The organism is Salinivibrio siamensis (genome assembly GCF_001996005.1).
GTDB lineage: Bacteria > Pseudomonadota > Gammaproteobacteria > Enterobacterales > Vibrionaceae > Salinivibrio > Salinivibrio siamensis.
Genome location: NZ_MUFB01000038.1, coordinates 1 through 24632, shown reverse-complemented (window position 1 = coordinate 24632; position 24632 = coordinate 1). Strand labels below are relative to the sequence as shown.

25 protein-coding genes are annotated in these 24632 nt (G+C 49.0%); 7 read left to right on the top strand and 18 right to left on the bottom strand.

Going from position 1 to position 24632, the window contains the following annotated elements; all coding sequences use genetic code 11:
* Window positions 1-121 precede the first annotated feature (121 nt).
* Together BZG73_RS14830 and BZG73_RS14825 are read left to right on the top strand one after the other, a co-directional pair.
* Window positions 122-757 carry a murein L,D-transpeptidase catalytic domain family protein gene (locus tag BZG73_RS14830; protein WP_077668708.1) on the top strand — a complete coding sequence of 212 codons (636 nt, stop codon included), beginning with the start codon at window positions 122-124 and terminating at the stop codon, window positions 755-757.
* 172 nt (window positions 758-929) lie between these two features.
* The gene (locus BZG73_RS14825; RefSeq protein WP_077668707.1) at window positions 930-1787 is read left to right on the top strand and encodes a DNA ligase; all 858 of its coding nucleotides are present in this window, start codon (window positions 930-932) and stop codon (window positions 1785-1787) included.
* 70 nt (window positions 1788-1857) lie between these two features.
* Here the strand turns inward: BZG73_RS14825 and dld are convergent, their stop codons facing one another.
* Both dld and BZG73_RS14815 read right to left on the bottom strand, forming a co-directional pair.
* Window positions 1858-3651 carry a D-lactate dehydrogenase gene (gene dld, locus BZG73_RS14820; protein ID WP_077668706.1) on the bottom strand — a complete coding sequence of 598 codons (1794 nt, stop codon included), beginning with the start codon at window positions 3649-3651 and terminating at the stop codon, window positions 1858-1860.
* A gap of 103 nt (window positions 3652-3754) precedes the next feature.
* Entirely contained in the window at window positions 3755-5446 is a 1692-nt protein-coding gene (locus BZG73_RS14815) for an L-lactate permease (protein WP_077668705.1), read from the bottom strand.
* A gap of 177 nt (window positions 5447-5623) precedes the next feature.
* Here BZG73_RS14815 and BZG73_RS14810 point away from each other — a divergent pair, with 177 nt between their 5' ends.
* Entirely contained in the window at window positions 5624-6526 is a 903-nt protein-coding gene (locus tag BZG73_RS14810; RefSeq protein ID WP_046073247.1) for a LysR family transcriptional regulator, read from the top strand.
* Window positions 6527-6579: 53 nt separating this feature from the next.
* On the opposite strand, the gene BZG73_RS14805 is transcribed toward BZG73_RS14810, so the two are convergent.
* Both BZG73_RS14805 and BZG73_RS14800 read right to left on the bottom strand, forming a co-directional pair.
* Window positions 6580-7404 carry an HDOD domain-containing protein gene (locus tag BZG73_RS14805; RefSeq protein WP_077668704.1) on the bottom strand — a complete coding sequence of 275 codons (825 nt, stop codon included), beginning with the start codon at window positions 7402-7404 and terminating at the stop codon, window positions 6580-6582.
* Between the two features lie 67 nt (window positions 7405-7471).
* On the bottom strand, window positions 7472-8191 hold the full coding sequence (locus BZG73_RS14800) for a DUF3581 family protein (RefSeq protein ID WP_077668709.1): 720 nt from the start codon (window positions 8189-8191) through the stop codon (window positions 7472-7474).
* Between the two features lie 189 nt (window positions 8192-8380).
* Between BZG73_RS14800 and cobB the strand changes: the two genes are divergently transcribed.
* Entirely contained in the window at window positions 8381-9097 is a 717-nt protein-coding gene (gene cobB, locus BZG73_RS14795) for a Sir2 family NAD+-dependent deacetylase (protein ID WP_046073245.1), read from the top strand.
* A 60-nt stretch (window positions 9098-9157) separates the two neighbouring features.
* Here cobB and potC read toward each other — a convergent pair whose 3' ends face one another.
* From potC to potA, 3 genes are read right to left on the bottom strand one after another with little or no spacing between them, the layout of a single operon-like run.
* Window positions 9158-9928 carry a spermidine/putrescine ABC transporter permease PotC gene (potC, locus tag BZG73_RS14790; RefSeq protein WP_046073244.1) on the bottom strand — a complete coding sequence of 257 codons (771 nt, stop codon included), beginning with the start codon at window positions 9926-9928 and terminating at the stop codon, window positions 9158-9160.
* Window positions 9925-10779 (bottom strand): spermidine/putrescine ABC transporter permease PotB, encoded by an 855-nt coding sequence (gene potB, locus BZG73_RS14785; RefSeq protein ID WP_046073243.1) that lies wholly within the window; start codon window positions 10777-10779, stop codon window positions 9925-9927. Before potB ends, potC begins: the two co-directional genes overlap by 4 nt.
* The gene (potA, locus tag BZG73_RS14780) at window positions 10766-11881 is read right to left on the bottom strand and encodes a spermidine/putrescine ABC transporter ATP-binding protein PotA (RefSeq protein ID WP_046073242.1); all 1116 of its coding nucleotides are present in this window, start codon (window positions 11879-11881) and stop codon (window positions 10766-10768) included. The genes potB and potA overlap by 14 nt, the downstream gene beginning before the upstream one ends.
* A gap of 271 nt (window positions 11882-12152) precedes the next feature.
* Between potA and BZG73_RS14775 the strand changes: the two genes are divergently transcribed.
* Entirely contained in the window at window positions 12153-12977 is an 825-nt protein-coding gene (locus tag BZG73_RS14775; RefSeq protein ID WP_046073241.1) for a DUF2189 domain-containing protein, read from the top strand.
* Window positions 12978-13006: 29 nt separating this feature from the next.
* The gene (locus BZG73_RS14770; protein WP_077668703.1) at window positions 13007-13657 is read left to right on the top strand and encodes a DUF2987 domain-containing protein; all 651 of its coding nucleotides are present in this window, start codon (window positions 13007-13009) and stop codon (window positions 13655-13657) included.
* 152 nt (window positions 13658-13809) lie between these two features.
* Here the strand turns inward: BZG73_RS14770 and ttcA are convergent, their stop codons facing one another.
* The 11 genes from ttcA to ccoN all read right to left on the bottom strand — a co-directional run bounded on the left by ttcA (window position 13810) and on the right by ccoN (window position 23840).
* The gene (ttcA, locus tag BZG73_RS14765) at window positions 13810-14739 is read right to left on the bottom strand and encodes a tRNA 2-thiocytidine(32) synthetase TtcA (protein WP_046073239.1); all 930 of its coding nucleotides are present in this window, start codon (window positions 14737-14739) and stop codon (window positions 13810-13812) included.
* A 145-nt stretch (window positions 14740-14884) separates the two neighbouring features.
* Window positions 14885-15832, bottom strand: a complete 948-nt coding sequence (gene uspE / locus BZG73_RS14760) for a universal stress protein UspE (RefSeq protein WP_077668702.1) — start codon at window positions 15830-15832, stop codon at window positions 14885-14887.
* Window positions 15833-15977: 145 nt separating this feature from the next.
* Window positions 15978-16727, bottom strand: a complete 750-nt coding sequence (locus BZG73_RS14755) for an FNR family transcription factor (protein ID WP_046073237.1) — start codon at window positions 16725-16727, stop codon at window positions 15978-15980.
* A gap of 65 nt (window positions 16728-16792) precedes the next feature.
* Entirely contained in the window at window positions 16793-17467 is a 675-nt protein-coding gene (locus tag BZG73_RS14750) for a sulfite exporter TauE/SafE family protein (protein WP_046073236.1), read from the bottom strand.
* Window positions 17454-17669, bottom strand: a complete 216-nt coding sequence (gene ccoS, locus BZG73_RS14745) for a cbb3-type cytochrome oxidase assembly protein CcoS (RefSeq protein ID WP_046073235.1) — start codon at window positions 17667-17669, stop codon at window positions 17454-17456. Before ccoS ends, BZG73_RS14750 begins: the two co-directional genes overlap by 14 nt.
* Before the next feature lie 4 nt (window positions 17670-17673).
* Window positions 17674-20052 carry a heavy metal translocating P-type ATPase gene (locus tag BZG73_RS14740; RefSeq protein WP_077668701.1) on the bottom strand — a complete coding sequence of 793 codons (2379 nt, stop codon included), beginning with the start codon at window positions 20050-20052 and terminating at the stop codon, window positions 17674-17676.
* Window positions 20053-20054: 2 nt separating this feature from the next.
* The gene (locus BZG73_RS14735) at window positions 20055-20540 is read right to left on the bottom strand and encodes a FixH family protein (protein WP_077668700.1); all 486 of its coding nucleotides are present in this window, start codon (window positions 20538-20540) and stop codon (window positions 20055-20057) included.
* A 72-nt stretch (window positions 20541-20612) separates the two neighbouring features.
* Window positions 20613-21593, bottom strand: a complete 981-nt coding sequence (ccoP, locus tag BZG73_RS14730) for a cytochrome-c oxidase, cbb3-type subunit III (protein WP_046073232.1) — start codon at window positions 21591-21593, stop codon at window positions 20613-20615.
* Complete coding sequence (locus BZG73_RS14725) at window positions 21593-21775, bottom strand: CcoQ/FixQ family Cbb3-type cytochrome c oxidase assembly chaperone (RefSeq protein WP_046073231.1); 183 nt, start codon at window positions 21773-21775, stop codon at window positions 21593-21595. The genes ccoP and BZG73_RS14725 overlap by 1 nt, the downstream gene beginning before the upstream one ends.
* Window positions 21776-21787: 12 nt before the next feature.
* A complete protein-coding gene (ccoO, locus tag BZG73_RS14720) occupies window positions 21788-22399 on the bottom strand; it encodes a cytochrome-c oxidase, cbb3-type subunit II (RefSeq protein WP_046073230.1) in 612 nt (203 codons plus the stop codon).
* Between the two features lie 13 nt (window positions 22400-22412).
* Window positions 22413-23840, bottom strand: a complete 1428-nt coding sequence (gene ccoN, locus BZG73_RS14715; protein WP_077668699.1) for a cytochrome-c oxidase, cbb3-type subunit I — start codon at window positions 23838-23840, stop codon at window positions 22413-22415.
* A 277-nt stretch (window positions 23841-24117) separates the two neighbouring features.
* Here ccoN and BZG73_RS14710 point away from each other — a divergent pair, with 277 nt between their 5' ends.
* Window positions 24118-24537 carry a hypothetical protein gene (locus BZG73_RS14710; RefSeq protein ID WP_077668698.1) on the top strand — a complete coding sequence of 140 codons (420 nt, stop codon included), beginning with the start codon at window positions 24118-24120 and terminating at the stop codon, window positions 24535-24537.
* Window positions 24538-24632: the final 95 nt, after the last annotated feature.

Below are 24632 nucleotides of genomic sequence, written 5' to 3'. Positions count from 1 at the left end.
AATTTATATAAATATCAATAAATAATCAAAACCGTGTCACATGGCACGGTTTTTGTTTTTGTCAATACGAACGACAGACAGCTCGGTGGTGCGTGTTGCCGTGGCAAGAAAGGAGCAAAAAATGAAACAAGCAGATGTGGCCCCTTGGTATCGGGTGGTTTTGTATGTATTGGCGCTAAGCATGCCAACCTCGGTTTGGGCCAGTTTTAAAGATGAGGTCAGTGGATTATATCAATCACTCAATCTCGCTGGGGAGGTGTCGTACCAAGCCTTTTCTGATGCGTATCGCCATTTTAAGCACAACCCAAGTAGCAAGCCGGTGATGACACTGATTGATTACGGAAAACCGTCGTCAGAAAAGCGGTTTTGGGTGATCAATGTGAAAAAACGCCAAATGCTATTTCGCTCTTATGTCTCTCATGGCAAAAATAGCGGCGCTTTATATGCAAAGCAGTTTTCTAACAGAATCAACTCGCTAAAAACATCATTGGGGGTCTATCGTGCTGCTGAAACCTACCATGGCAAACATGGCTATTCATTACGCCTCGATGGTTTGTCAAAGGGGTTAAATGACAATGCACGTGAAAGAGCGATTGTTATTCACGGTGCCGATTATGCCCATCCGAACGTGATCAAACAAAGTGGCCAACTCGGTCGAAGTTGGGGCTGCCCAGCGCTACCTAGCTATTTATCGACCCGCGTGATTGATGCGATAAAAAACGGCACTTTTATCTATGCGTTTGCCAGCCAAGCTTGATGATCAAAGATTTCATAGCGGACGGACTTTCACGAGTCATTTCACGGTGGACGATGTAACACCTGCGCATTGTTCACCGTGAACACGCGTTCTCTACCAAGAAAAAATAAAGGCATGTTGATACGCCTTCTATCGCGCTAGCGTATGCTCCTTACCACTAAGGAGGAATGCAATGGCTCGCCTAAATCCTTTTACTCTATGCTTACTCTCCGTATTTACCCTGTTTCCTACCAGTGATGCTGATGCTGCACCGTCGGCGCCAGCGTTGATGCATGGTATTGACGGACAGATTGCCGAACAAGACTATCGTGGTTATTGGGCCAGTGAAAAGCTCGATGGGATMCGTGCTTACTGGACAGGATCTCGATTATTGACGCGGCAAGGCAATCCTATTCACGCCCCTGAAGCGTTTATCCAATCGCTTCCCCAGACACCTTTAGATGGCGAGTTATGGGCAGGACGAGGAGAGTTTCAAGCCGTACTACGCACTGTGCTTGATGATACGCCGGATGAAGATGCGTGGCAGCGTATTCGCTTTTATGCGTTTGATATGCCCGATCATCCTGGCCAATTCTCAACCCGCTATACAGCGTTAAAACAGATCGTATCTAAGACAGCATCGCCGCACTTAGCGTATGTCCCACAGAAGCCTGTGACGAGCAATGAAGCACTTAAGGATAGGTTGGCTACCATCGATGAAGCAGGCGGTGAGGGCTTGATGCTGCATCATCCTGATAGTGTGTATGTAGGCCAGCGGGTAGAAAGCGTCGTTAAGTTGAAAACCTACCAAGAAAAAGATGTGACTGTGGTAGGGATGAATCCTGGCAAAGGGCGGTTACAAGGCTTAATGGGCTCTCTGGTGGTACGCCTGGCTGACGGCACCGAGTTTAGCGTGGGATCTGGCTTTAGTGATGCGCAGCGGGCTGATCCGCCACAGGTTGGTAGTACTATCTTGGTGCGCCATAACGGTGTCACCCAAAAAGGCATTCCACGTTTTGCGCGTTTTATTCGCGAGAAGCCGTCCCTGTAATGAAACCTCCGCCAACGGAGAGTGATACTCACCGTTGGCGGTGTTGCCGCTCCCCGTTAACGATTAGCGCTCACGAATGCGCCTGAGTGACGGAAGAGGAGGAAGCACCTGTCTGTTGGCGCAATTGATGGTCCAAGCACTGGCAATCAGCGCTGTATTTTTGTTTCCCCGTTTTACCGATCCCTGGGTTAAAACTATTGGTAGGATCTAACTGGTGATAAAAGTTAGCTAAGTCCGGCTCCGCCGCATAGAGGTGACCTACGTTATGCTCGGCAGGATACTTAGCGCCTCGTTCATTGAGTAGCGCCAGCATTTTCGCCTTAATCGCACTCACATCCGCACCTTTTCTCACCACATAGTCTTGATGGAAGACGTGGCAGAAAAAGTGCCCGTAATAAAGCTTGGCGACCATCTCTTGTTCTATCTCGATGGGCAGGTGCTCTTCCCACTCGGTCTCGTTGCGCTTAAGCGCAATATCTAGCGCGAGAATGTCTTCCACATCACCGCTGTGCATGGTGTGGTAGCGAATCGCCGCACCGGCTGCCGCAAAGCGGTGAAGCATGGCTTTTTTCGCTTCATCCTCACTACAGGCAAAGTAATCACTGTCTGCGTGTTCGGTGAAAAAGCGGCTCAGAAACGCCGAGGCTTCTTCTATCCCTTCATCTGAGGCTTTGAATATTAGATGGTGTTCAAACCTATCGCGAAATGTGAGCATACGTTTGGGTAAGTGTTGGGGAAAAAGCTGACTAGCGTATTGCATCACTTTGTCTGGCAGTGCTTTTGGCAGTAGGGGAACACTGTCTAGCCAGGCGGTTATTTTTGCTTTCAAGGCAAACATTTTCGGGATTGCATCTGTTCCCAGTCGACCAATCGCTAAAAACACATCTTTTCCGTAACGCTCGGCGATATCAAAGGCGTCACGATGCATATACTCAGCCACCTCTGGCAAGTGAGAGAGTTCGCTCAGAACACGGCGGCGCAGAGTATTAAGCACATCTGGGTTGTTGGTGCCAATGTAAAAAACTTGCTCGCGCTCAGGTATCGGGTAAGTATCAAGGCGCACGGCAAATACGGCAAGTTTCCCCGCACAGCCGCTCACTTCATGTAAGCGATGTTTGTCGGCGTTATAGCGCGCGGGGCTGTCAGCATCGACATCACGCAAGATTTGCTCGTAGTCATCAGCAGACGCCTTGCGCTCGTCATAGGTAATATCATCGGCGGTGTAATCACCATGCTCAACGCGCGATAGAATAGCTTCTGGGTCATCACCTAGGGCAATGCCCAAATGATTAACCAGCGTCAGTTCACCATGTTGGTTCAACTGTGCGAACAAAGAATACTCGGTATAAGCTGGGCCGCGTTTGATCAATGCACCACCGGAATTATTGGCCACACCACCGACAATCGATGCGCCAATGCACGACGAACCGATGACAGAATGCGGCGCGCGCTTAAGAGGCCTGAGCGTCTGCTCTAACTGGTGCAATGTTGTTCCGGGAAAACTCAGTACCTGCTTACCGTTATCGAGAAGCTGTAATCCGTCTAGGCGTGTAGTGTTGATAATTACCACATCACGGTCGTAGTCGCTGCCTTTGGGAGTTGAGCCTTCGGTTAAGCCCGTATTCGCGGCTTGCATGATCATCACCACATCCGCGTCGACACATGCTTGGAGCACTCGCCATTGCATCACCAAAGAGGTGGGAAAAATAACCGCCAGCGCAGGGCCGCCTCCCGAGCGAAAGCCAGTACGATAATGCTGGGTCTGGCTTGTCTTAGTGAGTACGTTGTTTTCGCCCACGATGTCGGTCAAGGTCGAAATAAATGCTTGTTGCTGTGATGACGACAAACGTGATGGGGTATTCATAAGCGTTCCTTTCCTTTACGTTACGACAAAGGCTGGGGTCAGCCTAGCTGGCCCGCTTGTGGAGAGAAAGGCCGAGAGGTAGCTCGGCCAATAACATGTAAGATTACGCCCCGGAGAGGACATCGGCAAATTGCAATACATTGATTAACACCAAGCCAATAACCGCCGCGGCAATCAGATAGTAAATGGTGGGTAAGACGGTTTTCCGCAGCGTCACGCCCTCACGGCCGAGTAAGCCTACCGTCGCGGATGCTGCGACCACATTATGGATGGCGATCATGTTGCCAGCTGCGGCACCAACGGCTTGCAGGGCAATTACCACCACGGTCGATGCGCCTAACGTTTGTGCCACTTCAAACTGAAACTGGCTAAACATCATATTGGACACCGTATTGGAGCCAGCAATAAAAGCGCCCAACGCCCCAATGGTGGCGCTTAACGCTGGGAAGCCATTCCCCACTAAATCGGCCGCAAAGCGTGCGGTCATGACTGGCATACTCACCAAATCAGCACCATTAACGCCTGAGTTAATAAAAATCCGTACCATGGGAATGGTAAACACCAAGACAAATCCTGCGCCAATCAGTGTTTTACTCGATTCACGCGCAGCCGTTACCAGCGGTGACAATTGACGCGCTTGCAGCAACACGGCTAATAAAGCCACGAACGCAAGGATACCGCCCGGTAGATAAAGTGGCTGAATGGCGGCGTTGACCCCTGTTTCACCAAACAAAGAGGAGAAACCGAGGCTGACATCGGTCAGTGCCGTCTTGACCGTCGGGCTAACGCGGCTGATCACCAAGAAAACCGCCAACAAAATATAAGGGGTCCAGGCCATGGCCATGCTCATCGGCTTTTCTTGAACCTTAAGATCCATCTTCAGCGAGCCCAGCCAATGGGTTGGCCACGTCGACTCGTCATCAAAGTCCCACTGGTTTTTCGGCACTAGAAAGCCTTTACGTGCCGCGGTGGTCACAAACACAATCCCTGCTAGACCTCCGAGCAATGAAGGGAATTCAGGTCCTAACAACCAGCCAGTGAGGGCATAAGGAACGGTGAATGCTAACCCGGCGAAAATCGCAAACGGCGCCACCTCTAAGCCTTCTTTCCAGCTCTTGTTCTTGCCGAAAAATCGGGTCAACATCATTGCCATTAGCAAAGGCATCAGTGTGCCAATCACCGCGTGAATAAACGACACTTGCGTGGTAATAGACTGCAGGTAGGTTGCCCAATCACTGCCATTGGCGGTGAGTGTTTGCCCAATTGCATGGCTGTCTAACCCTTTGTTTACGCCCACGATAATAGGTGTGCCCACTGCGCCGAAGGAGACAGGCGTAGATTGAATCATCATCCCCACCACAACCGCGGCGAGAGCAGGGAAGCCGATGGCGACCAATAACGGCGCCGCAATGGCAGCGGGGGTGCCGAAGCCTGATGCCCCTTCAATGAACGAGCCAAAGCACCATGCAATGATGATGGCCTGAATACGCCTGTCATCGGAGATGGTGGTAAAGCCGTTGCGAATTACGGTAATCGCGCCAGTGTGCTTTAAGGTGTTGAGCAAAAGGATGGCACCAAACACGATCCAAAGTACGGCTGCTGTAATGATTAAACCTTGTGCGATGGAGGCCGATACGCGTGCCGCACTCATCTGCCACTGGAAGAGTGCGATTAAGACTGTCATGATAAAGGCAACGGGCATCGCCTTCTTGGCTGGCCAATTTAAGCCGACCAGTAAGATAGCCGCGACCACGATGGGTGAGAACGCGACGAGGGCGTATAGGGTATCTGTCATAAGGGTTCCTTATTAGGTGTCTCTTCCGTTGAATCACGTTGAATAAACAAGTCACCAATGTGTTGTTATTTTGCTGACAGCTCGGTGACTCGATGTTAACCGTATGTGACATTACGCGTTTGCATTTTTCTGATATATGGAAATAATGAAAATAATTACTTCCATAATTGACATAATATGCCGAAAACAGATGATCTTGTCCTCTTTGCTCAAGTCGCCGAATTAGGCTCTTTTAGCAAGGTAGCGGAAATAAATTCCCTGACAAATTCCGTAGTTAGCAAGCGGATTAAAAAGCTCGAAGAGGGGTTGGGAGTGCAGCTTTTGTATCGCACCACGCGTAAGCTGACACTGACTGATGCCGGACGTACCTTGTATCAAGGTGCAAAAAATGTGAAGCAGGCCGCTGATGAAGCCTTTGATGCGGTCGCAGGGTTTGGGGAGGCGATAACGGGCCAAATAAAAATTTCAGTGCCGACCATTTCTGGGGAACTGTTGTTGGCCGAAGCGGTGGCGGCGTTTTGTGGGCAATACCCTGGTCTCAATATCGATATGTCGTTGGACAATCGCTTTGTTGATTTAATTGATGAGGGGTTTGATCTGGTTATCCGCACCGGCTACCTCGAGGACTCTAGCTTAATTGCTCGCCATATTATCGACTCACAATGGGTGGTATGTGCGGCGCCCAGCTATATTGCGCGTCATGGGCGGCCACAACATCCTATCGAGTTAAAACAGCATAATTGTCTGCAATATGCCTACCAAACCACGGGAGCCAGTGACTGGGAGTTTAAAGGCGAGCATAAAAACCAAGTGATTAAAGTGGCCGGCAACTTTTCGACCGATAACCCCATCGCCCTACGACAAGGTGCGCTAAGTGGCCATGGCATCGCGTATGTACCGCGTTGTTTGGTGTATGACGATTTGATGCAGGGCGTATTGGTTGATCTTTTTCCTGACCAAGTGGGCAAAAAACTCGGGATTTATGCGGTATACCCATTCACTCGCCAGCCGCCTAAAAAAGTACGTTTGCTGATAGAGCACATCCGCAATAAATACCTTGCGATTCAGCATTGCTTTTAGAAAGCACCACGTGGTTCATATACTGCGCCCACGTGGTGATAGAGACGCCATTGTTATTTAAGCATTCTGGCCATTTCACGCCCTGAGCCAATGACATCGTCGATATTAGCGACCACGGTTTTAGGCAAACCGAGAATGTTGTACTCGAGCTGCAGGTCGAGCCAATCAAGCTTAGAGTCGGTGGTAACAAACTCGCCCCAAGCGGCGTCAATTTTGTTGGCTAAGCGAAGTATGCCCGCCAATGGCGAAAACTGCTCATCGTGTACGGGCGAAAACTGATAACGAATTGCATCGCTTAAGCGCTGGGGAAAGTTCCAAGTTTGTGCGAGCTCTCCACCTAACTCGGCGCTGGTGATCCCCAAAATAAGCTGCTGGGCTTCTTGCTTGGGCTTACCCGCCTCCATGTGCAGATTGATACGGTCCAGCTTGTCGTAAGCGGTGGTCATGATCAGCAGCTCACCGAGATTATGGAGCATGCCGGCGGTAAATGCTTCGTTACCGTCCATTCTTAATGCGTTTGCTAAGGCTTTACTCAAGGTTGCAATTTCGAAAGTGTGTTGCCAAAACGCATCCATATCCACTTCGTCATCGACGTCAAAGGCACTCATCAGTGCACTAGACACCACCAGAGTTCTCACAGGGCCTAGACCTAGCCGGATAACGGCCTCGTTGACAGAGCCCACGTTTCGGGCGCGGCCAAAATAGGCTGAATTAGACAAGCGAAGCACTCGCGCGGAAATGACCTGGTCGTAGGCGATTTTTTCGGCGATTTGATTAAGCTCAGCGTCATGGCTGTTGACCAACTCAATCAACTCTTGCACGACTTTGGGGATTTTCGGGAGACGATCGATAAGCTCGACCAAGCTATTGGATTCCATAACAACTTCCTTCAGCGTTGGCTCTGATTTAACTATAGATCAGAGCCAAAGGCTTCAGGGAAGAAAATTACTCCGTGGCGGGCGTAGCGCAGTAGGCCTGTTTTCTGGCATTAAAACGCTCTACTAGGTTTTGAATGGCCTCTTCGCAGTAGGGGCGCAAACCACTGGCAACCATCGTTTTGCATCCGTGTCCCACACGCCGCCCATCGACAATAAAATCAAAAGCAAGATCGACTTTTCCGCGTTTGCCGCTCACTTGCATCACCGAATCCGATAAAGTGACATCGGCAGAGTTGATTGAGAGATCATCAAACGCCAAGCTCATTTTCTCGTACATGACGAGTGGACGTTCAGTGTTGATCATCATTTGTTGCTCCCGCATTAGCGGCACCATGATATGCGGGAAGTTCTTACCGGAAAACTGCACGTAGTGCTCGGCGATCTCTGTTGCTAATGCTTTATCGTGACGTGTCTGTCCATGGCGTGTCATGGTGAGATAAAGCTTTTGATTATCGTCGACGACGGTAACGCCATCGTCTGTTTCGATAATCGACAAGGGCGTGTTGGCACTGATCATGCCATTGAACTGAATCTCGATTTGCTCGCTGATCCCTGTTTTGGCCAATAAGATAGAAAGCAGCAAATCCCCGGGCACACAGAACCGTGAAGCGTCTGTGTCATGAATCGGGTTAAAGTCGCCAGCGATACGTTTAGCAAAGTCACTTGCTTGCTGGCGAGTAAAAATCAGTTTGCCATCTTGCTCGGTGTAATAGTGTTCTAGTTTCATAATGGGTAACAGATGCGAGAAATAAGCCGACATTGTAACCCAAGCGAAGCGCGGCATTGGTCTAGCCAGTCGTTGCATTATCTTTTTGTGATTAGAGTCAACGACTACGGTCTAAACCCTTACTACTTCAATGGTAAGCGTGAGAGTGTTATAAAATAAATAAACAGGTCACTTGCATAGGAACGGCGTATGGCATTCCCTTATCGACACATCGTAGTTTTGACAGGCGCGGGAATATCTGCAGAGTCAGGGATTAGAACCTTTCGAGATCAAGATGGCCTTTGGGAAGAGCATCATATTGAAGACGTTGCAACGCCTGAGGGCTTTGAGAGAAACCCGACCCTTGTTCAACAGTTTTATAATGATCGTCGGCGGCAGTTACAAGGAGAGATCATCCCCAATCCGGCCCATGAGGCACTGGCACGCCTAGAGCAGGAAACCGAGGCCAGTGTGCTCGTTGTGACCCAAAACATTGATAATCTCCACGAGCGCGCCGGCACGCACAATATCATTCATATGCATGGTGAGCTGTTAAAGGCGCGTTGTAGCCACTCGCAGCAAACCATCGATTGGACGGGTGATATCCAGGTGTCCGATCACTGCCATTGTTGCCAGATGCCCGCACCGTTGAGGCCACACGTGGTGTGGTTCGGAGAGATGCCTCTGGGAATGGGGCAAATTCATGATGCACTCAATCAAGCGGATCTGTTTGTTTCTATTGGCACCTCTGGGGCGGTGTATCCAGCGGCGGGGTTTGTGCACGAAGCGGCGATGCATGGTGCGCACACTATTGAAATAAACTTGGAGCCCAGCGCTGTGGAAAGTGAATTTAATGAACGGCGTTACGGGAAGGCGAGCACGCTCGTGCCGAAGCTGGTGGAGGAGATTCTGGCTCTGGAGCAGTAACGCAAGAGGATACAGATAGAAAAAAGGGCTGCTGGTGGAATAGCAGCCCTAGCGCAAGGGTTACTTTAACCTGTCTTTCGCGAGCCATTGCGAGCACATGACCAACACTAACGACACCAATAACATGATAGTGGCAAGTGCATTCACTTCGGGTGATACGCCCACTTTAACCATCGAATAAATCTTTAAGGGCAAAATTTCATAGCTTGGCCCGGTCACAAATGAGCTAACGATAACGTCGTCCAGCGAAAGGGTAAAACTCAGTAGCCAACCTGCACCGACCGCAGGAGCCGCCAGTGGCAAAATAATCTTGGTGAGGATCACCCATTCGCTCGCGCCTAAATCACGCGCGGCTTCAAGCATTTTAACGTCAAAGCCATTTAAGCGACTGTATACCGTGACGACCACGAATGGTAGGCAGAAAGTAATATGAGAGAGCAGTAGGGTTAAAAATCCCAGTTGCGCGCCCATCAACACAAATAGCGCCAATAACGAAATAGCCATCACAATGTCCGGGGACATCATCACCACAAAAAGCATGCCATTGACAAACTGTTTACCGCGAAAGCGGTAGCGAAAGAGGGCAACGGCAGTCAAGCTACCAATAATGGCGGCAGCACTAGCAGAAAAGACCGCAATGGTTAATGAGTTACCCGCCGCTTGCATCAGGCTATGATTATTGACCAGCTGCCCATACCACTCCCAAGTAAAGCCTTTCCAACTCATGCCAAATTTGCTGGCATTGAACGAGTTAACGATCAACACCAGAATTGGGATGTAAAGGAAGGCGTAAACCAAGGAGAGAAAACTATTCCTTAGCCACCGGATCATGATAAGGCCTCCTTGCGATTCATCCACTTACCCACACGCCAATATGCAAACAGCAACAGGCCCATTAACACCGTCAGAGAGATACTGGCGGCTGAGCCAAATGGCCAATCACGAACGTTCAAAATCTGGCTCTTAATCACATTGCCGATCAGTAGGTTTTTCGCTCCCCCCAGCAAATCCGAGACGTAGAACATGCCTAGAGCGGGAAGAATGACCAGCAAACTGCCAGCAATAATACCGGGTGTGGTCAATGGCAGGATCACACGCATAAAACACTGGAATTTGTTGGCGCCTAAATCACGCGCCGCTTCAAGGTAGCTGCGATCGAGTTTCTCGATGCTCGAGTACAAAGGCAGGATCATAAATGGCAGCAAAATATAGACAAGGCCAACCATCACCGCATACTCGGTGTACATGATGCGAACGGGGCGCTCTATTAAGCCAAGCCACATCATGCTTTCATTGAGTAGCCCACGGGTACCAAGAAATATTTTTAGCCCATACGTGCGGATCAAGGAATTGGTCCAAAACGGAACAATCACTAGAAACAGCATCAAAGGGCGTGTATTTTTAGGCATTTTGGCAATGATAAACGCAAATGGATAACCAATGAGTAGGCAGATCAGGGTTGCCAAGGCCGCCATGTAGAAAGAGTGCCAGACTACTTTCGCATAAAGAGGATCGAGCAGTTTCGCATAATTGCTCAGCGTGAAGGTCATCTCGACAAGATCGGCGTCATCGCGCGTTAAAAAACTGGTCGCGATAATCATTAGGTTGGGTAAAAAAACAAAGATCAACAACCAACCTACGACCAAACCCACGATGGCGGTTTGCAGATTAAGCTTTTTCATCGGCCAGCACCACCTCCCAGCTTTCTACCCAAGTCAGAGCCACTTTCTGATCGATGGAGTGATCGACGTCTGGGTCATCTTCATTGAAGAACTCACTCACCATCACGGTTTGCCCTGATGGCAACTCGAGGACCGAGTCGAGGGTCATGCCTTTGTAATTTCGCTCGCGGACGTAGCCCACAATACCATTGGGCTTGGCATTACCATGAATTTCTTCCAAGCGGATGTCTTCAGGACGAAGCAATACCTTGATAGCGTCACCCGGATGGACATCGAGCTTGCAATAGACCTCACACTCACGTGATTCGACTCGGGCCCAAATACGTTTGTCATCGATGCGTTTAATCACATTGGCATCAAAGACATTGATTTCACCGATAAAGCGTGCCACGAACAAATTCTTAGGCTCTTCATATATCTCACGCGGTGAGCCGTCTTGCTCGATTTCGCCATCACGCATAACGATAATGCGATCTGACATCGACAGGGCTTCTTCTTGGTCGTGGGTAACGAAGATAAACGTAATCCCCAGTTTGCGTTGCAGCTGTTTAAGCTCCATCTGCATTTGTTTACGCAGTTTGTAATCGAGTGCAGAGAGGGATTCATCCAGCAAGAGCACGCTCGGTTTATTGACCACGGCGCGTGCAATCGCGATACGTTGCTGCTGTCCGCCAGACAATTGATGAGGTTTACGAGAAGCATAATGGTCAAGCTGTACCATTCGCAGCGCTTCCATCACCCGAGGTTCAATATGGTGATGATTCACGCCCTGCATGCGCAGGCCAAATGCGACGTTTTCAAACACTGTCATATGTGGGAAAAGCGCATAGCTTTGAAAGACAGTGTTTACATTGCGTTTTTCTGCTGGGAGGGTCGTGACATCTTTGCCATCAATAACGACAGCACCACTGTCGGCATCTTCCAGCCCCGCAATCAAACGCAGTACGGTTGTTTTGCCACAGCCTGAAGGGCCAAGGATCGTTAGGAATTCTCCGTTATTGACCGTTAGGTTGAAACGGGAGATGATTTCTTTGCCGTCGAAACTTTTGGTTAGTGACGCGAGCTCGACAACCGGTTTGTGAGATACATTTGCGTGCTTCAATGGTTCGTTCTCTCTCTACCTGGCAAATTGTCTTGTACATTCGTACCCATAAAACAGACGGCGCATAATAGACGCGTGCCAGTCGAAGTTAAAGCAGTTTTTCGCTCGTTTTGGCACTTTGGTGTCTGTTGTTCGATAAGGTGTCCAGCCTAAACCAGACCATTGTCAACGCAAAGCTGATCTGGTTATTTTTCCTTATTTGTCAGAATGATTTTTGGCTATGGGTTACAGTCAGATATACTGGGTGCATTAGTCATGATAGATAACGATTATGAGTCAACAAGAATACAACAATGCTTTACATATCGGTGGGTCGGTAGAAACGGCGCTAAACGGTCGCTACCGGCTCGATCCTTTTGAGATAATCAAAGAAGCCTTCTCTCAGACCTTCAAGCACTTTTGGTCGTTTTTGCCCGCTACCTTGTGCCTATTCGCGACTCAAATAGGTATATTAATGCTGATGCTGACGTTGTTGTTGGGGGCGCCGTCGCATTTATTTGAGGCATTGGTCGGTCAACGTGAGCTCACCACAGATATGATTTCATCCGTGTGGTTAGCGAATTTTACTTCCGAGGTTCTGATTGCGCCATTATATGCGGGGGCGAGCTTAATGGGCTTGAGTCACGCTATAGGCTTTCGCTCTAAACCACGCCATCTACTAAAAGGGCTCGTGTTTGCTTTACCCGTGACGGTCGTGATCTGCCTGTCGGCGACATTGCAAAGTGTGGCGAGCATGATTTTTCCATTACTGAGCCTTTATGTTGCGATGGCGTTTTCCATGTCGCCGTTATTGATTTGTGAAAAACGCCTCACGCCGGTTAAAGCTCTCACCGTATCTTTCCGGGCGGTAAACAAGAAATTGTTCCAAATGGCAACCATTTATGCCGTTGTCGGCGTGCTATTTCTCATTTCTTTTGCCACCGCTGGCTTTGCCTTGGTTTGGGCGTTACCCTTTCTCTTCAATGTTAAAGGTGTGATTTACCGAGAAATGTTTGGCGTCGGCGTAGAGGTGACAGTGTCACAAAATGAGAATGAAGAACGAGCGTCGAATAGTACGACTCCGTCGTCATCTGACCAAGACACCTTTGACGCTTGATTCGCTTTGAGCCTGCAACTGGAGTTCTGATGAAAAAACTAGCCAGTGTACTGGTTTTGCTGGGAATGGTGAGTGTCCCGGCCAGTGCCGATACATACCGTTTTAGCTATAGCAAGCTATTTACTCAGCTTAAACATAACGTGGAAGAAGGGCACCCTGATATTGGTGTAGCGTACTTTATGGTCTCGGCCGAGTCGGGAGAGGTTTGCCCGATTTCTCGCGCATGGATGAGCAAGGAAGAGCATTATGAAGCCTTTGATATTCCAGCCTCTCAAGCGCTGCCGCTTCCTCTCGATAACCAGCTCCGCAAAGTGAATCCGGATGTCTTTGTTGAAACGCCCGCCGATCGTAACTGCGATATTTCGTTCCAGGTATTGGTTGATCAACCAGTAGGAAAGAAATTAACCAGCCAGCAGATTCAGGGCTGGTTGCCTCAGATGGATACGATGATGGAAAATTTAGGCGGGATGTTTGCTTCTTGGTTTATGCCGAAGACACAGGGAGTCGTCTTGCATTTTGCGCCCTCGGTRACTGGTSCGGTGACTAGCAGTGAGGGAACAAAATAYCCAATCGATGCTCAYCAAGCCATTATAGATGTCAATCATCTTGGCGATAGCGCCACGTTAACGCTGCCAGACGCTCCCATCAAGGTGTCGCCTTGGTTGCCGAAAAACGGATAAACGGAGAAAGACTTTAAGTCTGCACTGAGCTTCAAAGACATAATGCGCACGATGTAGAAGGCTGAAACGACAAAAAACGCCCACTGTTTAAAGTGGGCGTTTTTATTAGCAGGCCATTTAGGGCCAACGACAATTCTGTCATGCTTCAAACACTATGTGCCGACATTGACCACGTCGAGTGATAAGTTGGGGTCAACCTCGACAGGGCTCTCTGAAACGGGCGCCGGATCGGTAAAGTTTTCCTTATCGAATGCGGTATCACCATCCCCCTCAAACGCCATACCCGCTGCGACGGATTTAAAATCAAACAGCTCGGTATCGGCCATATGCGAGGGGACGATATTTTGCATTGCTCGGAACATCGTCTCAATGCGGCCTGGGTAGCGCTTGTCCCAATCTCGGAGCATATCTTTGATCACTTGGCGTTGTAGGTTGGGCTGTGAGCCACAAAGGTTACACGGAATGATCGGGAAGGCTTTTTGCTCTGAATAACGCTCAATGTCTTTTTCTCGGCAATAGGCCAGTGGACGGATCACCACATGTTCGCCGTTATCAGAGACGAGCTTCGGTGGCATGCCTTTCATCTTGCCGCCATAGAACATGTTCAAGAACAAGGTCTCTAGTATGTCATCTCGGTGATGGCCCAATGCAATTTTGGTCGCACCCAGCTCTTTTGCTGTGCGATATAAGATACCGCGGCGAAGTCGCGAGCATAGTGAACAGGTTGTCTTGCCCTCAGGCACTTTCTCTTTGACGATAGAGTAAGTGTCTTCTTCAACAATTTTGTACTCGACGCCCAAGCCCTCTAAATACTCTGGCAAAATGTGCTCAGGAAACCCAGGTTGCTTTTGATCTAAGTTGACCGCAATGAGTTGGAATGAAACTGGCGCGCTCTTTTGCAGGCTTTGCAACATATCAAGCAAGGTATAGCTATCTTTGCCGCCTGATAAGCAAACCATGATGCGGTCGCCATCTTCGATCATATTAAAGTCGGCAATCGCTTGTCCGGTGTTGCGACGAATGCGCTTTTGCAGTTTATTAAATCCGTATTTTTGTGCTTTGCTCAGCTCTTCGGTGCTCATAAGTACTATCGCGTTGTCAGGCAAGGTAAACGCATTACACTGCCAGTGTGCATGAATGGCGGGTATGATACGGATTTTGACCACAAATGCCAGTCACCCGCAGGCAGTGAATGCCACTGCCTGCTGCATGATGGAATGAGAAAGGTTAATCGTTAGCGCGAGGGTCGAGTGGGCTAATGTAACCATCAGGTTTGATGGCAAGTAAGTCACAGTCGAGTTGATCAATCATATGCTCTGCGGTATTCCCAATGAACACCGCGGATAAGCCAGTGCGCCCTGTGGTCCCGAGAATGACAAGCTCTGCATCCAGCTCCCGGGCAATGTTAGGGATAACATCTTCCGGCAACCCTTCTTGGACATGCGTGCGTGTTTCTTCGATGTGATGGCGCTGACGCAAGGCTTTCATTGCGGTGAGATGATGACCTCGTACCGTATCGGTATACGATGTTGGATCAAAGTCAGGCAGCTCGATAGTAATATTCACCGGCGTAGCAGGGTAGGCGCTAGCCAGGTGCAACTCAGCCCCTAGCATGGCACTCATGATATTCCCTTCATCGACCAATTTGTCGTTGAGCTCAGCGTGAGTTTCGGTTTCAGATGCCACATGAACAGAGGCGACTATCTTGCCTTTATCTGGCCAACCATGATCTTTAACTAATAACACTGAACTTGGGCATTTGCGTAACAAGTGCCAATCGGTGGGCGTAAAGATGACAGAGCCTAGTGTGTCGTGCTGGTGTGTCGCTTTAACCACCAAATCGTGGTGGTGGCTCAGCACGCGTTCGACAATCGCTTCGTAAGGGCGGTTATGCCATACCACGACTTTTTCGATCTCACATTCTTGAGCTTGGTGCGTTTGAATAACCTCATTCATCCATTCTTCACGCTGGTGCATCACACCTTGGCGCATTGCTTGCCGCTCATCTGATGAGAGCATAGATGTCATTTCGTATGAAAAGTCATAAATGGCAAGAAAGAGGGTGAGCTTAACCTTTGCATCACTTCGCTGGCTAAGCGTGACCGCACGTGAAAGTGCAGGTTGTTGTTCTTGGGAAGGATCAATGACGACGAGCAGGTTCGTGTACCTAGACATATCTGCCTCCTTTGCACAGATGCATCGGTTAATTTCACTTTAACCTACTTAGTCCGTTCACGCGAAAGAAATTGTTCACCATTGAGCAAAAAAGAGAAATGGCGCATAAAGCGCCATTTATTAACAACTTATTTACTTTTATTCGCTAAACGAAGCACTCTTCATCCGCAAGACGTGCAAGCTCTTCTAAGTCTAGAACCGTGATGTATTTACCTTTGACGGCCAATATTTCTGACTTTTGGAAGCGGCCTAATAAGCGACTGATAGTTTCAACGGTGAGACCCAGGTAGTTACCAATATCACCTCGTGTCATGGTAAGGCGGAACTCTCGAGGAGAGAATCCACGCTGAGCAAAGCGCTTCGAGAGGCTATAAAGGAAAGCGGCCAGACGTTCTTCAGCTGTTTTCTTCGATAACAGCAAAATCATATCCTGATCACCTTTTATCTCATTGCTCATTAGTCGCATGATTTGTTGGCGAAGCTTGGGCATTTTCCCAGAGAGGTCATCAAGTGTGTCGTAGGGGATCTCACAAATCATTGACGTTTCTAGCGCTTGAGCAAAGCTGGGGTGCTCACTATCGTTAATAGCGTCAAAGCCTACCAAATCGCCGGCGAGATGGAAGGCAGTTATCTGCTCATCACCTTGTTCTGTGATTGTGTAGGTCTTAACCGTACCTGAACGAATCGCATACAGCGCTCGTAGATTATCACCGGCTTTGAACAGTTCTTGGCCTTTCTGAATAGGTTTTTTTCGCTCAATGATGCTATCCAGTTGATCCAACTCTTGCTCATTTAACGTAAAGGGAATACACAGTTGGCTAATACTGCAATCTTGACAATGAATTGCGCAGCCGCCTGACTGAACCCGCCGAGTGATGATCTTATTCGACACCATACACCTGCCTAAAATTGATAAACGTCAATATACATATTACACCATGATTGTGTGCCAGGTCGACCTTATATCAGGAGTTTGAGGGCGGAGTAAGCCGTATAAAAACCATAAAGCGCCAACATTGTGGCACATATCAAACGCAGTGCGTGGTTGTTAAGAATTGGCTTTATCCGCTCGGCAAGGGCACCAACGGTTAACATCGCCGGTAGCGTCCCTAATCCAAACCCAAGCATCACAAGGCCGCCCCCGGATGCGCTGCCAGCAACGGCGGCCCAACTCAGCGCGGAGTAAACGAGCCCACAGGGGAGCCAGCCCCACACAAGGCCAAAAGGATAGGCATATAATGGCGAACGCAGTGGCATTAGCTTGGACGTTAGCGGAGAAATAAATCGCCAGAGTTTGCTACCCAGCCGTTCAATATAGCTAAGGCCATTCCATACTTGAGCCATATAGGCTGCCAATAGCAACATCATAATGGCCGCAAACAGCCGCAATACCGCAAGATGCTGTGTTAAATCAGACAAAGCAAGCAATGAAGCCACGGTACCACCGATCATTGCGCCGGCAAGGGTATACGAGCTGATACGCCCCAAGTTATACAAGACAAGATACGGCCACTTGGCTTTTTGTGGCGGAATGCCAAGCGACATAGCCGCTGCGACCCCACCACACATCCCTAGGCAGTGGCCCGCCCCCAACAAGCCAATGACGAGGGCACCAATAAAATCAATGTTTGTCATCTTGCGTCGACGCGTGAGGTTCGGTTGGTTGGCTTGATTGTGAGCCGGCGTCTTTCTCCGGTTCTTCTTCATCAAAAAGGATCGAAGAGCCTTGTCGTTCTAGATCCTCGAATTGATCGGATTTGACGGCCCAGATAAACACGACGGCCGCCACGCAAACCAGCATAATGGCGATGGGGATCAAAATATACAAACTAGCCATAACGCTAATCCTCTTTTTTGTTAAGTAGGCGCAGCGAGTTAGACACGACAATGATTGAGCTTGCTGACATACCTACCACCGCTATGTAAGGGGCGACATAGCCCATAACCGCCAAAGGCAGAATGGTGATGTTGTAGCCTAAAGCCCAAATTAAGTTTTCGCGGATAATACGGCGAGTTTGCTGGGCAAGCTGCCTGGCGGTCAGTAGTTTTTCCAAATCGTCACTCAGCAACACCATATCGGCGGACGATTTAGCGATATCAGTGCCTCCTCCCATCGCAACCGACAAGTGGGCACCGGCTAAAACGGGGGCATCATTGACGCCATCACCCACCATCAGGGTCACGGTATCATCATCAAGGCTTTGAAGGTACGCCAATTTTCCTTGAGGAGATACCCCTGAAGTCACAGAATCAATGCCGAGCTGGTTAGCGACCTGTTCAACATTTCGCGATTGATCACCGGTTAGCATGGTGGTTTGGATCCCAGCTTGTTTAAATGCGGCTATCAAGCGTGCGCTACTGGGACGAATCGGATCGGTCAGTGAAAACGCGGCCACCACTTGCCCCTCGCAACTGAGCACGACGGGATAGGAATCATAGTGAGTTTTAGGCGAGGATAGAGCAAACGCCGCCTTGCCAATACGCCAATGCTGGCCATGGATCTCGCCGCTTACCCCTTGACCAATATGGTTGTCCGCCGCTTTGACTGTCAGAGACTCAGTCGCTTTTGATTGGAACGCGTTGGCGATAGGATGATTGGCAAACCCTTCTAAGCTGGCCGCAATGTTCAAGGCCGATTGTTCGCTAATGTCAGCAGCAAACACGTGGACTGAATCAATTTTCACCTCACCCTCGGTCAGTGTACCTGTTTTATCAACCACCAATCGATTCACCTTGGTTAAGGTTTCTAAGACGTGACCTCGGCGTAACATGATGCCGAGCTGGCCAAAGGTCGATGTTGAGCAAGTCAGGGCCGTGGGGGTGGCGAGTGATAATGCGCAAGGGCAGGTCGCAACAAGCACGGATAGCATGATCCAAAAGGCATCGTCAGGTTGAACAAAATGCCAATAGAGCCAAGTCGATGCGGAAATAATTAAGATGGCGGCGACAAAGTAACGCGCGATATGGTCTGCCAACACTGCCACCTTGGGTTTTGCCATTTGAGCTTCATCTTGCAAACGCACAATATGAGCCACGAGAGATTCTTTGTGATTACTCGTTACACAAATATCGACATTCCCTTCCACATTCATGGTGCCGGCATAAACGGCATCACCCACTTGCTTAGTCTGAGGTAGTGACTCGCCTGTCAACATGGCTTCATCGACAGAGGTTGTGCCAGACAATATTTGTCCATCGGCAGGGAAGGGCTCACCGGGCAATACGCGAATGTTATCGTCTATTTTAAGACTGTTAGCTGGCACGGCTTCACCGTTAAGGCGGCGCGCCATTTTGGGAACCAGTTTTAACAAGTTGGCGCTGGCTGCTGCTGCCGTGCGGCGTGCGCGCATTTCCAGAAAACGCCCGAGCAATAAGAAGAAGGTAAACATTGCCACCGATTCAAAAAAGACTTCGCCTTTTCCAGTGACAGTCGCGTACAGGCTTGAAAAGTAGGCAAATAACAGGGCAATAGAAACGGGGACATCCATTCCCAGTGTGCGTGCCTTAAGGTTCCGCCAAGCATTGGTGTAAAAGGGCAACGCAGAGTAAAGCAAGACAGGCGTCGCGAAGATTAAACTTATCCAACGGAAGTAATTCCGAAAGGTTTCGTCCATATCGCCAAACACTTCGAAGTACATCGCCACGGCTAACATCATGACCTGCATGGTGGCCAAGCCAGCAATCCCCAATCGGTATAAGTACTGCTTCATGTTGCGATGGTATTGTTGCTCTTGTCTGTCAGCCTCAAAAGGTGCCGCTTTATAACCTAGGTGATGAATGCGTGTGAGTATTGTACTCAGGGAAGTTTCACTCTCATCCCAACGCACCTGGGCGCGGTTAGTAGTGGTGTTGACCTGAATATGTGTGACGCCTGTTGTACGTTGTAACTGCTTTTCAATCAGCCACGCACATGCAGCGCAGGAGACACCGTCAAGTGACAACGTCACCTCTTTTTGGTCTGCCACATCGCGGACAAACTCTTGTTGTACATCTTGATTATCGTATAGCGTCAGTGATTTGAGCTCTTCGGGGACGAGGTCGGCCTTATCGGCGTTCTCTGTACGATACTGATAATAAGAACTCAAACCACTGTCTACGATCGTGGTTGCCACGGCTTGGCAGCCAGGGCAACACATAAGGCGGGGTTTATCGAAAATCACTACTTGGTAGGTGTCTCCTGTTAGTACAGGATCACCACAGTGATAACAAGGCGTGGTCATGGTTACTGCTTACCGGTTAACGTTAGGGGAGTTGAGACAGGGAAATTGATACGACCGTGCACTTTCCATTGCTTATCAAATGAAGTGATTTCGATAAACCAGGGGCCGGATATTGGCTCAGCAAGATCGATATGATAAATCCCCGCTTGGTTTGGGTTTACCATGACGTTCACATCTTTTCGCTCGAGCGTACGGTGCTGAATATGCACCTTGAGCGCAGGAAATGACGCGAGATCGCCCTTATCTAGTGCTATCGCGATTGTCTGGTTGTTTGACGACAATTGCGCTGAAACACCCAGCTGGGCCGCGACTTTCAGTTTGGATAGATCAACATTGATCGCCTTGCCTTTCTTGTAATAGTCCTCTGCCACCAGAGACACGGAATTCATCGAAAAGACGGTCACAGTTAACAAACTCGCGACGACAACAGAAGCGGGAAGGGCAATCAGGAACCAAGGCCAAAACTGCTTGTACCAGGGTGTTACCATCAGAAGCTCCTCGGTTTGAGCATTTACATTTAAGAAGCCCCTGCAAGCAGGGGCTGTAAAACACCTAAGTGCTTATTCTACCTCAGGATTACTCAAGCGCCATACATAGGCAGAGAGTATCTGGATTTTTTCTTCGCCAAGGTGAGCTTCCCACGCGGGCATCACGCCTTGACGGCCACCACGAATGGTTTGCTCAACGGCGCGGCGAGAGCCACCATATAGCCAGATATTGTCCGTTAAATCCGGCGCACCAAAGGCAGGGTTACCTTTGCCGTCCGTGCCGTGACATGCGGCACATACAACAAAGCGAGATTTACCCTTAGCAGCCATTTGCGGATCGACTTTACGACCTGACAAGCTCAGTGCATAAGCGGCGACTTCTTTAACGCCTTCTTCACCCATGGTATCTAACCAAGCCGGCATGTTGCCTTTTCGGCCATGGAGAAGGGTGGCTTTAATGGTTTCAGGCTCACCACCATACAACCACGCATCGTCCGTAAGGTTCGGGAATCCAGCCTGACCGCGCGCATCCGACCCATGGCAGGCCGCGCAGTTTTGGCTAAACAAACGTTGACCCACTTTCAAGGCTTCTTCATTACGCGCGATTTGGGTAATCGGACGCAATGATTTGCCATCTTCTTGGTACGCCAGTTTGCGGAATGCTTCACCAAACACCTTGTCAGCTGCCTCGAGCTCCATCGCATATTGGTTAATATGCTGCGCTTCTTGCGCTTTTGCCATTAACTCACGCGACTCCTCGACACTGCTTACGTCTTGGTACGAACTTTTCCAACCTAATACGCCAGCAAAGTTACCCAGCCCCGGATAGAGGATGAGGTACCCCAAACCAAACACCAAGGTCGCCCAAAACATGTACGACCACCACTTAGGCAGTGGGTTGTTGAGTTCACGAATACCATCATACTCGTGACCCATGTCATCGCCTTCTGCGACGCCCATTTTATCTTTGGTTGTCCAAATGATAAGAGCAGCACAGCCAGCAATCGTGCCGAGTACGATGACTGTTACGAAGATACTCCAAAACGTACTCATTAGCGATTATCTCCTGTCTTGTTATTGGACTTATCCTGATTGTTCTCCTCATCGTCGAAAATCAGGTTAGCCGCTTCATCAAAGTGCTTTTTGCGACGTTTGCTATAAGCCCAAACAACGATCCCAATGAAGCTCACAAATAGGACAACTGTCCAGATACTATGAAAGGTGCCGATATCCATAGGCCCTCCTTATTACTTCATTGCGTGACCTAGTGACTGAAGATAAGCAATCAACGCTTCTATCTCCGTTTTACCTTCAACCGCCGCCTTGGCATTCTCGATGTCCTCATCGGTGTATGGCACACCAAATTGGTCACGGAATACTTTCAGCTTCGCGGCCGTTGTTTCCCCATCCAGCTTGTTCTCTGCTAACCAAGGGAAACCAGGCATGTTCGATTCAGGTACTACGTCACGTGGATTAATTAAGTGAACGCGGTGCCATTCGTCAGAGTAACGATCCCCAACTCGGGCGAGGTCAGGACCGGTACGTTTAGAGCCCCATAAGAAGGGATGCTCCCAAACACTTTCCCCTGCGACGGCATAGTGGCCGTAACGCTCGGTTTCAGCACGGAATGGACGAACCATTTGACTGTGACACACGTTGCATCCTTCACGGATGTAGATGTCACGTCCTTCCATTTCTAACGCTGTATACGGACGAAGGTTATCTACCGGTTCAGTGGTTTGCTTTTGGTAAATCAATGGCGTTATCTCCACCAATGCACCAAAGCTGATTGCAACGATGATCAAAATCGCTAGCAAACCTGTGTTTTTTTCTACTATCTCGTGGCGATTTGAACTCATTTAATCGTCCTCCTTACACCGCAGGCTCAAGCGACTTCAAGCTAGCTTCAGGCGCACGAATCGTTTTATATGCGTTGTAAGCCATCAAGAACATGCCTGATAGGAAAATCGCACCGCCGATAAAGCGGACGAAGTAGAACGGATAGGAGGCTTCCAATGACTCCACAAAGCTGTATGTCAACGTACCGTCAGTGTTGACGGCGCGCCACATCAGACCCTGCATCACACCAGAAATCCACATAGCAACGATGTAAAGCACGGTACCAATCGTGGCAAGCCAGAAGTGTACGTTCACCAAAGACACTGAGTACATACGCTCTTGACCAAACAGTTTAGGAATCAAGTGGTAGATAGAGCCGATAGAGACCATTGCGACCCAACCGAGTGCACCAGAATGAACGTGACCGATTGTCCAATCGGTATAATGCGACAAGGCGTTAACTGTTTTGATCGACATCATTGGGCCTTCAAACGTAGACATGCCATAGAATGACAAAGACACGATAAGGAAGCGCAAGATGGGATCATAGCGAAGTTTATGCCACGCACCTGACAACGTCATAATACCGTTAATCATCCCGCCCCACGAAGGTGCAAACAAGATTAACGACATCACCATCCCCAGTGACTGTGTCCAATCGGGCAGAGCCGTGTAATGAAGGTGGTGAGGACCCGCCCAGATATAGAGCGAAATCAATGCCCAGAAGTGGACGATGGAGAGTCGATACGAGTAAACAGGGCGACCCGCTTGTTTAGGAACGAAGTAGTACATCATACMCAAAAAGCCTGCTGTCAGCAGGAAGCCAACCGCGTTGTGTCCGTACCACCACTGCACCATCGCATCAACTGCGCCAGCATAGATGGAGTAAGACTTCATCGGTGAAACAGGGATTGCCATGCTGTTGACGATGTGCAACACCGCGATGGTCAGAATAAAGGCACCGAAGAACCAGTTGGCCACATAAATATGTGACGTTTTACGCTTGATAAGCGTGCCAAAGAACACGATAGCGTATGCGACCCATACCACCGCGATGGCGATATCAATTGGCCACTCTAGTTCAGCGTACTCTTTAGAGGTGGTGTATCCCATTGGCAGCGAGATGGCTGCAGAAAGGATGATGGYTTGCCAACCCCAAAAGGTGAACTCTGCTAACTTCCCTCCGAACAACCGTGTTTGACAAGTTCGCTGCGCAACATAATAAGAGGTTGCAAACAACGCACTGGTACCGAAAGCGAAAATCACTGCGTTGGTATGCAGTGGACGCAGACGGCTATACGTCAAATACGGAATATCAAAGTTCAGTGCAGGCCACACTAATTGAGCGGCAATAAGTACACCTACAGCCATGCCCACAATACCCCACAAAATCGTTGTTAGGGTAAATAAGCGGACAACGCGGTAGTTGTAGTCTTGTTCAAGCTGCTTAACTTGGCTCATATTGCATGCTTCCACTTTTAGTTAACTACACTCACGTTTGATACGGACGAAGCCTCCGCTTCGCCTGTTAACATACCATTTTTAAGAAAACGCCCCGTTGCGTATGGTTTTTAACCACTTTGCACACTCCGTTGCTATTTCTTTGTAAAAATGGCATTTTCGACCAGAATCATACTGTAGATACTGGTTAAAAAACAGGGTCTAACCCACACACTTAGTGCGGCTTACCTACCTTTCTTATAAAACTTTGACCTCTGTAACACGGAGAAAGCGACTCATGGCAGCAGAAAAACTCACTCGAGGACGACTCGCGCAAATCATCGTTATGCTTACACTTTTGGTGGTTGCTTTCTTCTGGAGGACGCTGGTCTATACACCTGGATTGACCATTATAGACTGTGAAGGGGAACGTGGATTTTGTGGCACGTCACAATCTCAGCAGCTCATAGAATTCGCCTGGAGTAAAGAACAAGATAATGTAATTTTTTCAGTGGTTTCAGACAAAAAGCCACATTCGGCTTATTGGGAAGAAGAAGGAAGTAAGCAGATCGAAATTAGCGATCAGCAAGACCGAAATGGGGAGAAGATCACGCTAACTTGGCAGTGGAAAACCCAAGATTTACCTCGCAATCCGATAAGGTTTAACCTTGTCTTTGATCAATATCAATTTAAATTTAATTACCCCAAAAGCGAGTGATAAACTGCGGTTTAAATCTTATTTATTCTATTTTGCAGTCATTATAAAAGGAAACGCTTATTTATGAGTGTTTCTCTTTTTTACTTGTCATATCT

What these genes read in the sequence shown, in the direction of transcription:
- BZG73_RS14735 (WP_077668700.1), bottom strand. Translation starts at nt 20,540, where the DNA reads ATGGTAACACCCTGGTACAAGCAGTTTTGGCCTTGGTTCCTGATTGCC.
- BZG73_RS14725 (WP_046073231.1), bottom strand. Translation starts at nt 21,775, where the DNA reads ATGGATATCGGCACCTTTCATAGTATCTGGACAGTTGTCCTATTTGTG.
- BZG73_RS14750 (WP_046073236.1), bottom strand. Translation starts at nt 17,467, where the DNA reads ATGACAAACATTGATTTTATTGGTGCCCTCGTCATTGGCTTGTTGGGG.
- ccoS (WP_046073235.1), bottom strand. Translation starts at nt 17,669, where the DNA reads ATGGCTAGTTTGTATATTTTGATCCCCATCGCCATTATGCTGGTTTGC.
- cobB (WP_046073245.1), top strand. Translation starts at nt 8,381, where the DNA reads ATGGCATTCCCTTATCGACACATCGTAGTTTTGACAGGCGCGGGAATA.
- BZG73_RS14740 (WP_077668701.1), bottom strand. Translation starts at nt 20,052, where the DNA reads ATGACCACGCCTTGTTATCACTGTGGTGATCCTGTACTAACAGGAGAC.
- uspE (WP_077668702.1), bottom strand. Translation starts at nt 15,832, where the DNA reads ATGTCTAGGTACACGAACCTGCTCGTCGTCATTGATCCTTCCCAAGAA.
- BZG73_RS14800 (WP_077668709.1), bottom strand. Translation starts at nt 8,191, where the DNA reads ATGAAACTAGAACACTATTACACCGAGCAAGATGGCAAACTGATTTTT.
- BZG73_RS14755 (WP_046073237.1), bottom strand. Translation starts at nt 16,727, where the DNA reads ATGGTGTCGAATAAGATCATCACTCGGCGGGTTCAGTCAGGCGGCTGC.
- BZG73_RS14775 (WP_046073241.1), top strand. Translation starts at nt 12,153, where the DNA reads ATGAGTCAACAAGAATACAACAATGCTTTACATATCGGTGGGTCGGTA.
- BZG73_RS14810 (WP_046073247.1), top strand. Translation starts at nt 5,624, where the DNA reads ATGCCGAAAACAGATGATCTTGTCCTCTTTGCTCAAGTCGCCGAATTA.
- BZG73_RS14710 (WP_077668698.1), top strand. Translation starts at nt 24,118, where the DNA reads ATGGCAGCAGAAAAACTCACTCGAGGACGACTCGCGCAAATCATCGTT.
- ttcA (WP_046073239.1), bottom strand. Translation starts at nt 14,739, where the DNA reads ATGAGCACCGAAGAGCTGAGCAAAGCACAAAAATACGGATTTAATAAA.
- potC (WP_046073244.1), bottom strand. Translation starts at nt 9,928, where the DNA reads ATGATCCGGTGGCTAAGGAATAGTTTTCTCTCCTTGGTTTACGCCTTC.
- BZG73_RS14805 (WP_077668704.1), bottom strand. Translation starts at nt 7,404, where the DNA reads ATGGAATCCAATAGCTTGGTCGAGCTTATCGATCGTCTCCCGAAAATC.
- dld (WP_077668706.1), bottom strand. Translation starts at nt 3,651, where the DNA reads ATGAATACCCCATCACGTTTGTCGTCATCACAGCAACAAGCATTTATT.
- ccoO (WP_046073230.1), bottom strand. Translation starts at nt 22,399, where the DNA reads ATGAGTTCAAATCGCCACGAGATAGTAGAAAAAAACACAGGTTTGCTA.
- potB (WP_046073243.1), bottom strand. Translation starts at nt 10,779, where the DNA reads ATGAAAAAGCTTAATCTGCAAACCGCCATCGTGGGTTTGGTCGTAGGT.
- ccoP (WP_046073232.1), bottom strand. Translation starts at nt 21,593, where the DNA reads ATGAGTACGTTTTGGAGTATCTTCGTAACAGTCATCGTACTCGGCACG.
- BZG73_RS14815 (WP_077668705.1), bottom strand. Translation starts at nt 5,446, where the DNA reads ATGACAGATACCCTATACGCCCTCGTCGCGTTCTCACCCATCGTGGTC.
- BZG73_RS14830 (WP_077668708.1), top strand. Translation starts at nt 122, where the DNA reads ATGAAACAAGCAGATGTGGCCCCTTGGTATCGGGTGGTTTTGTATGTA.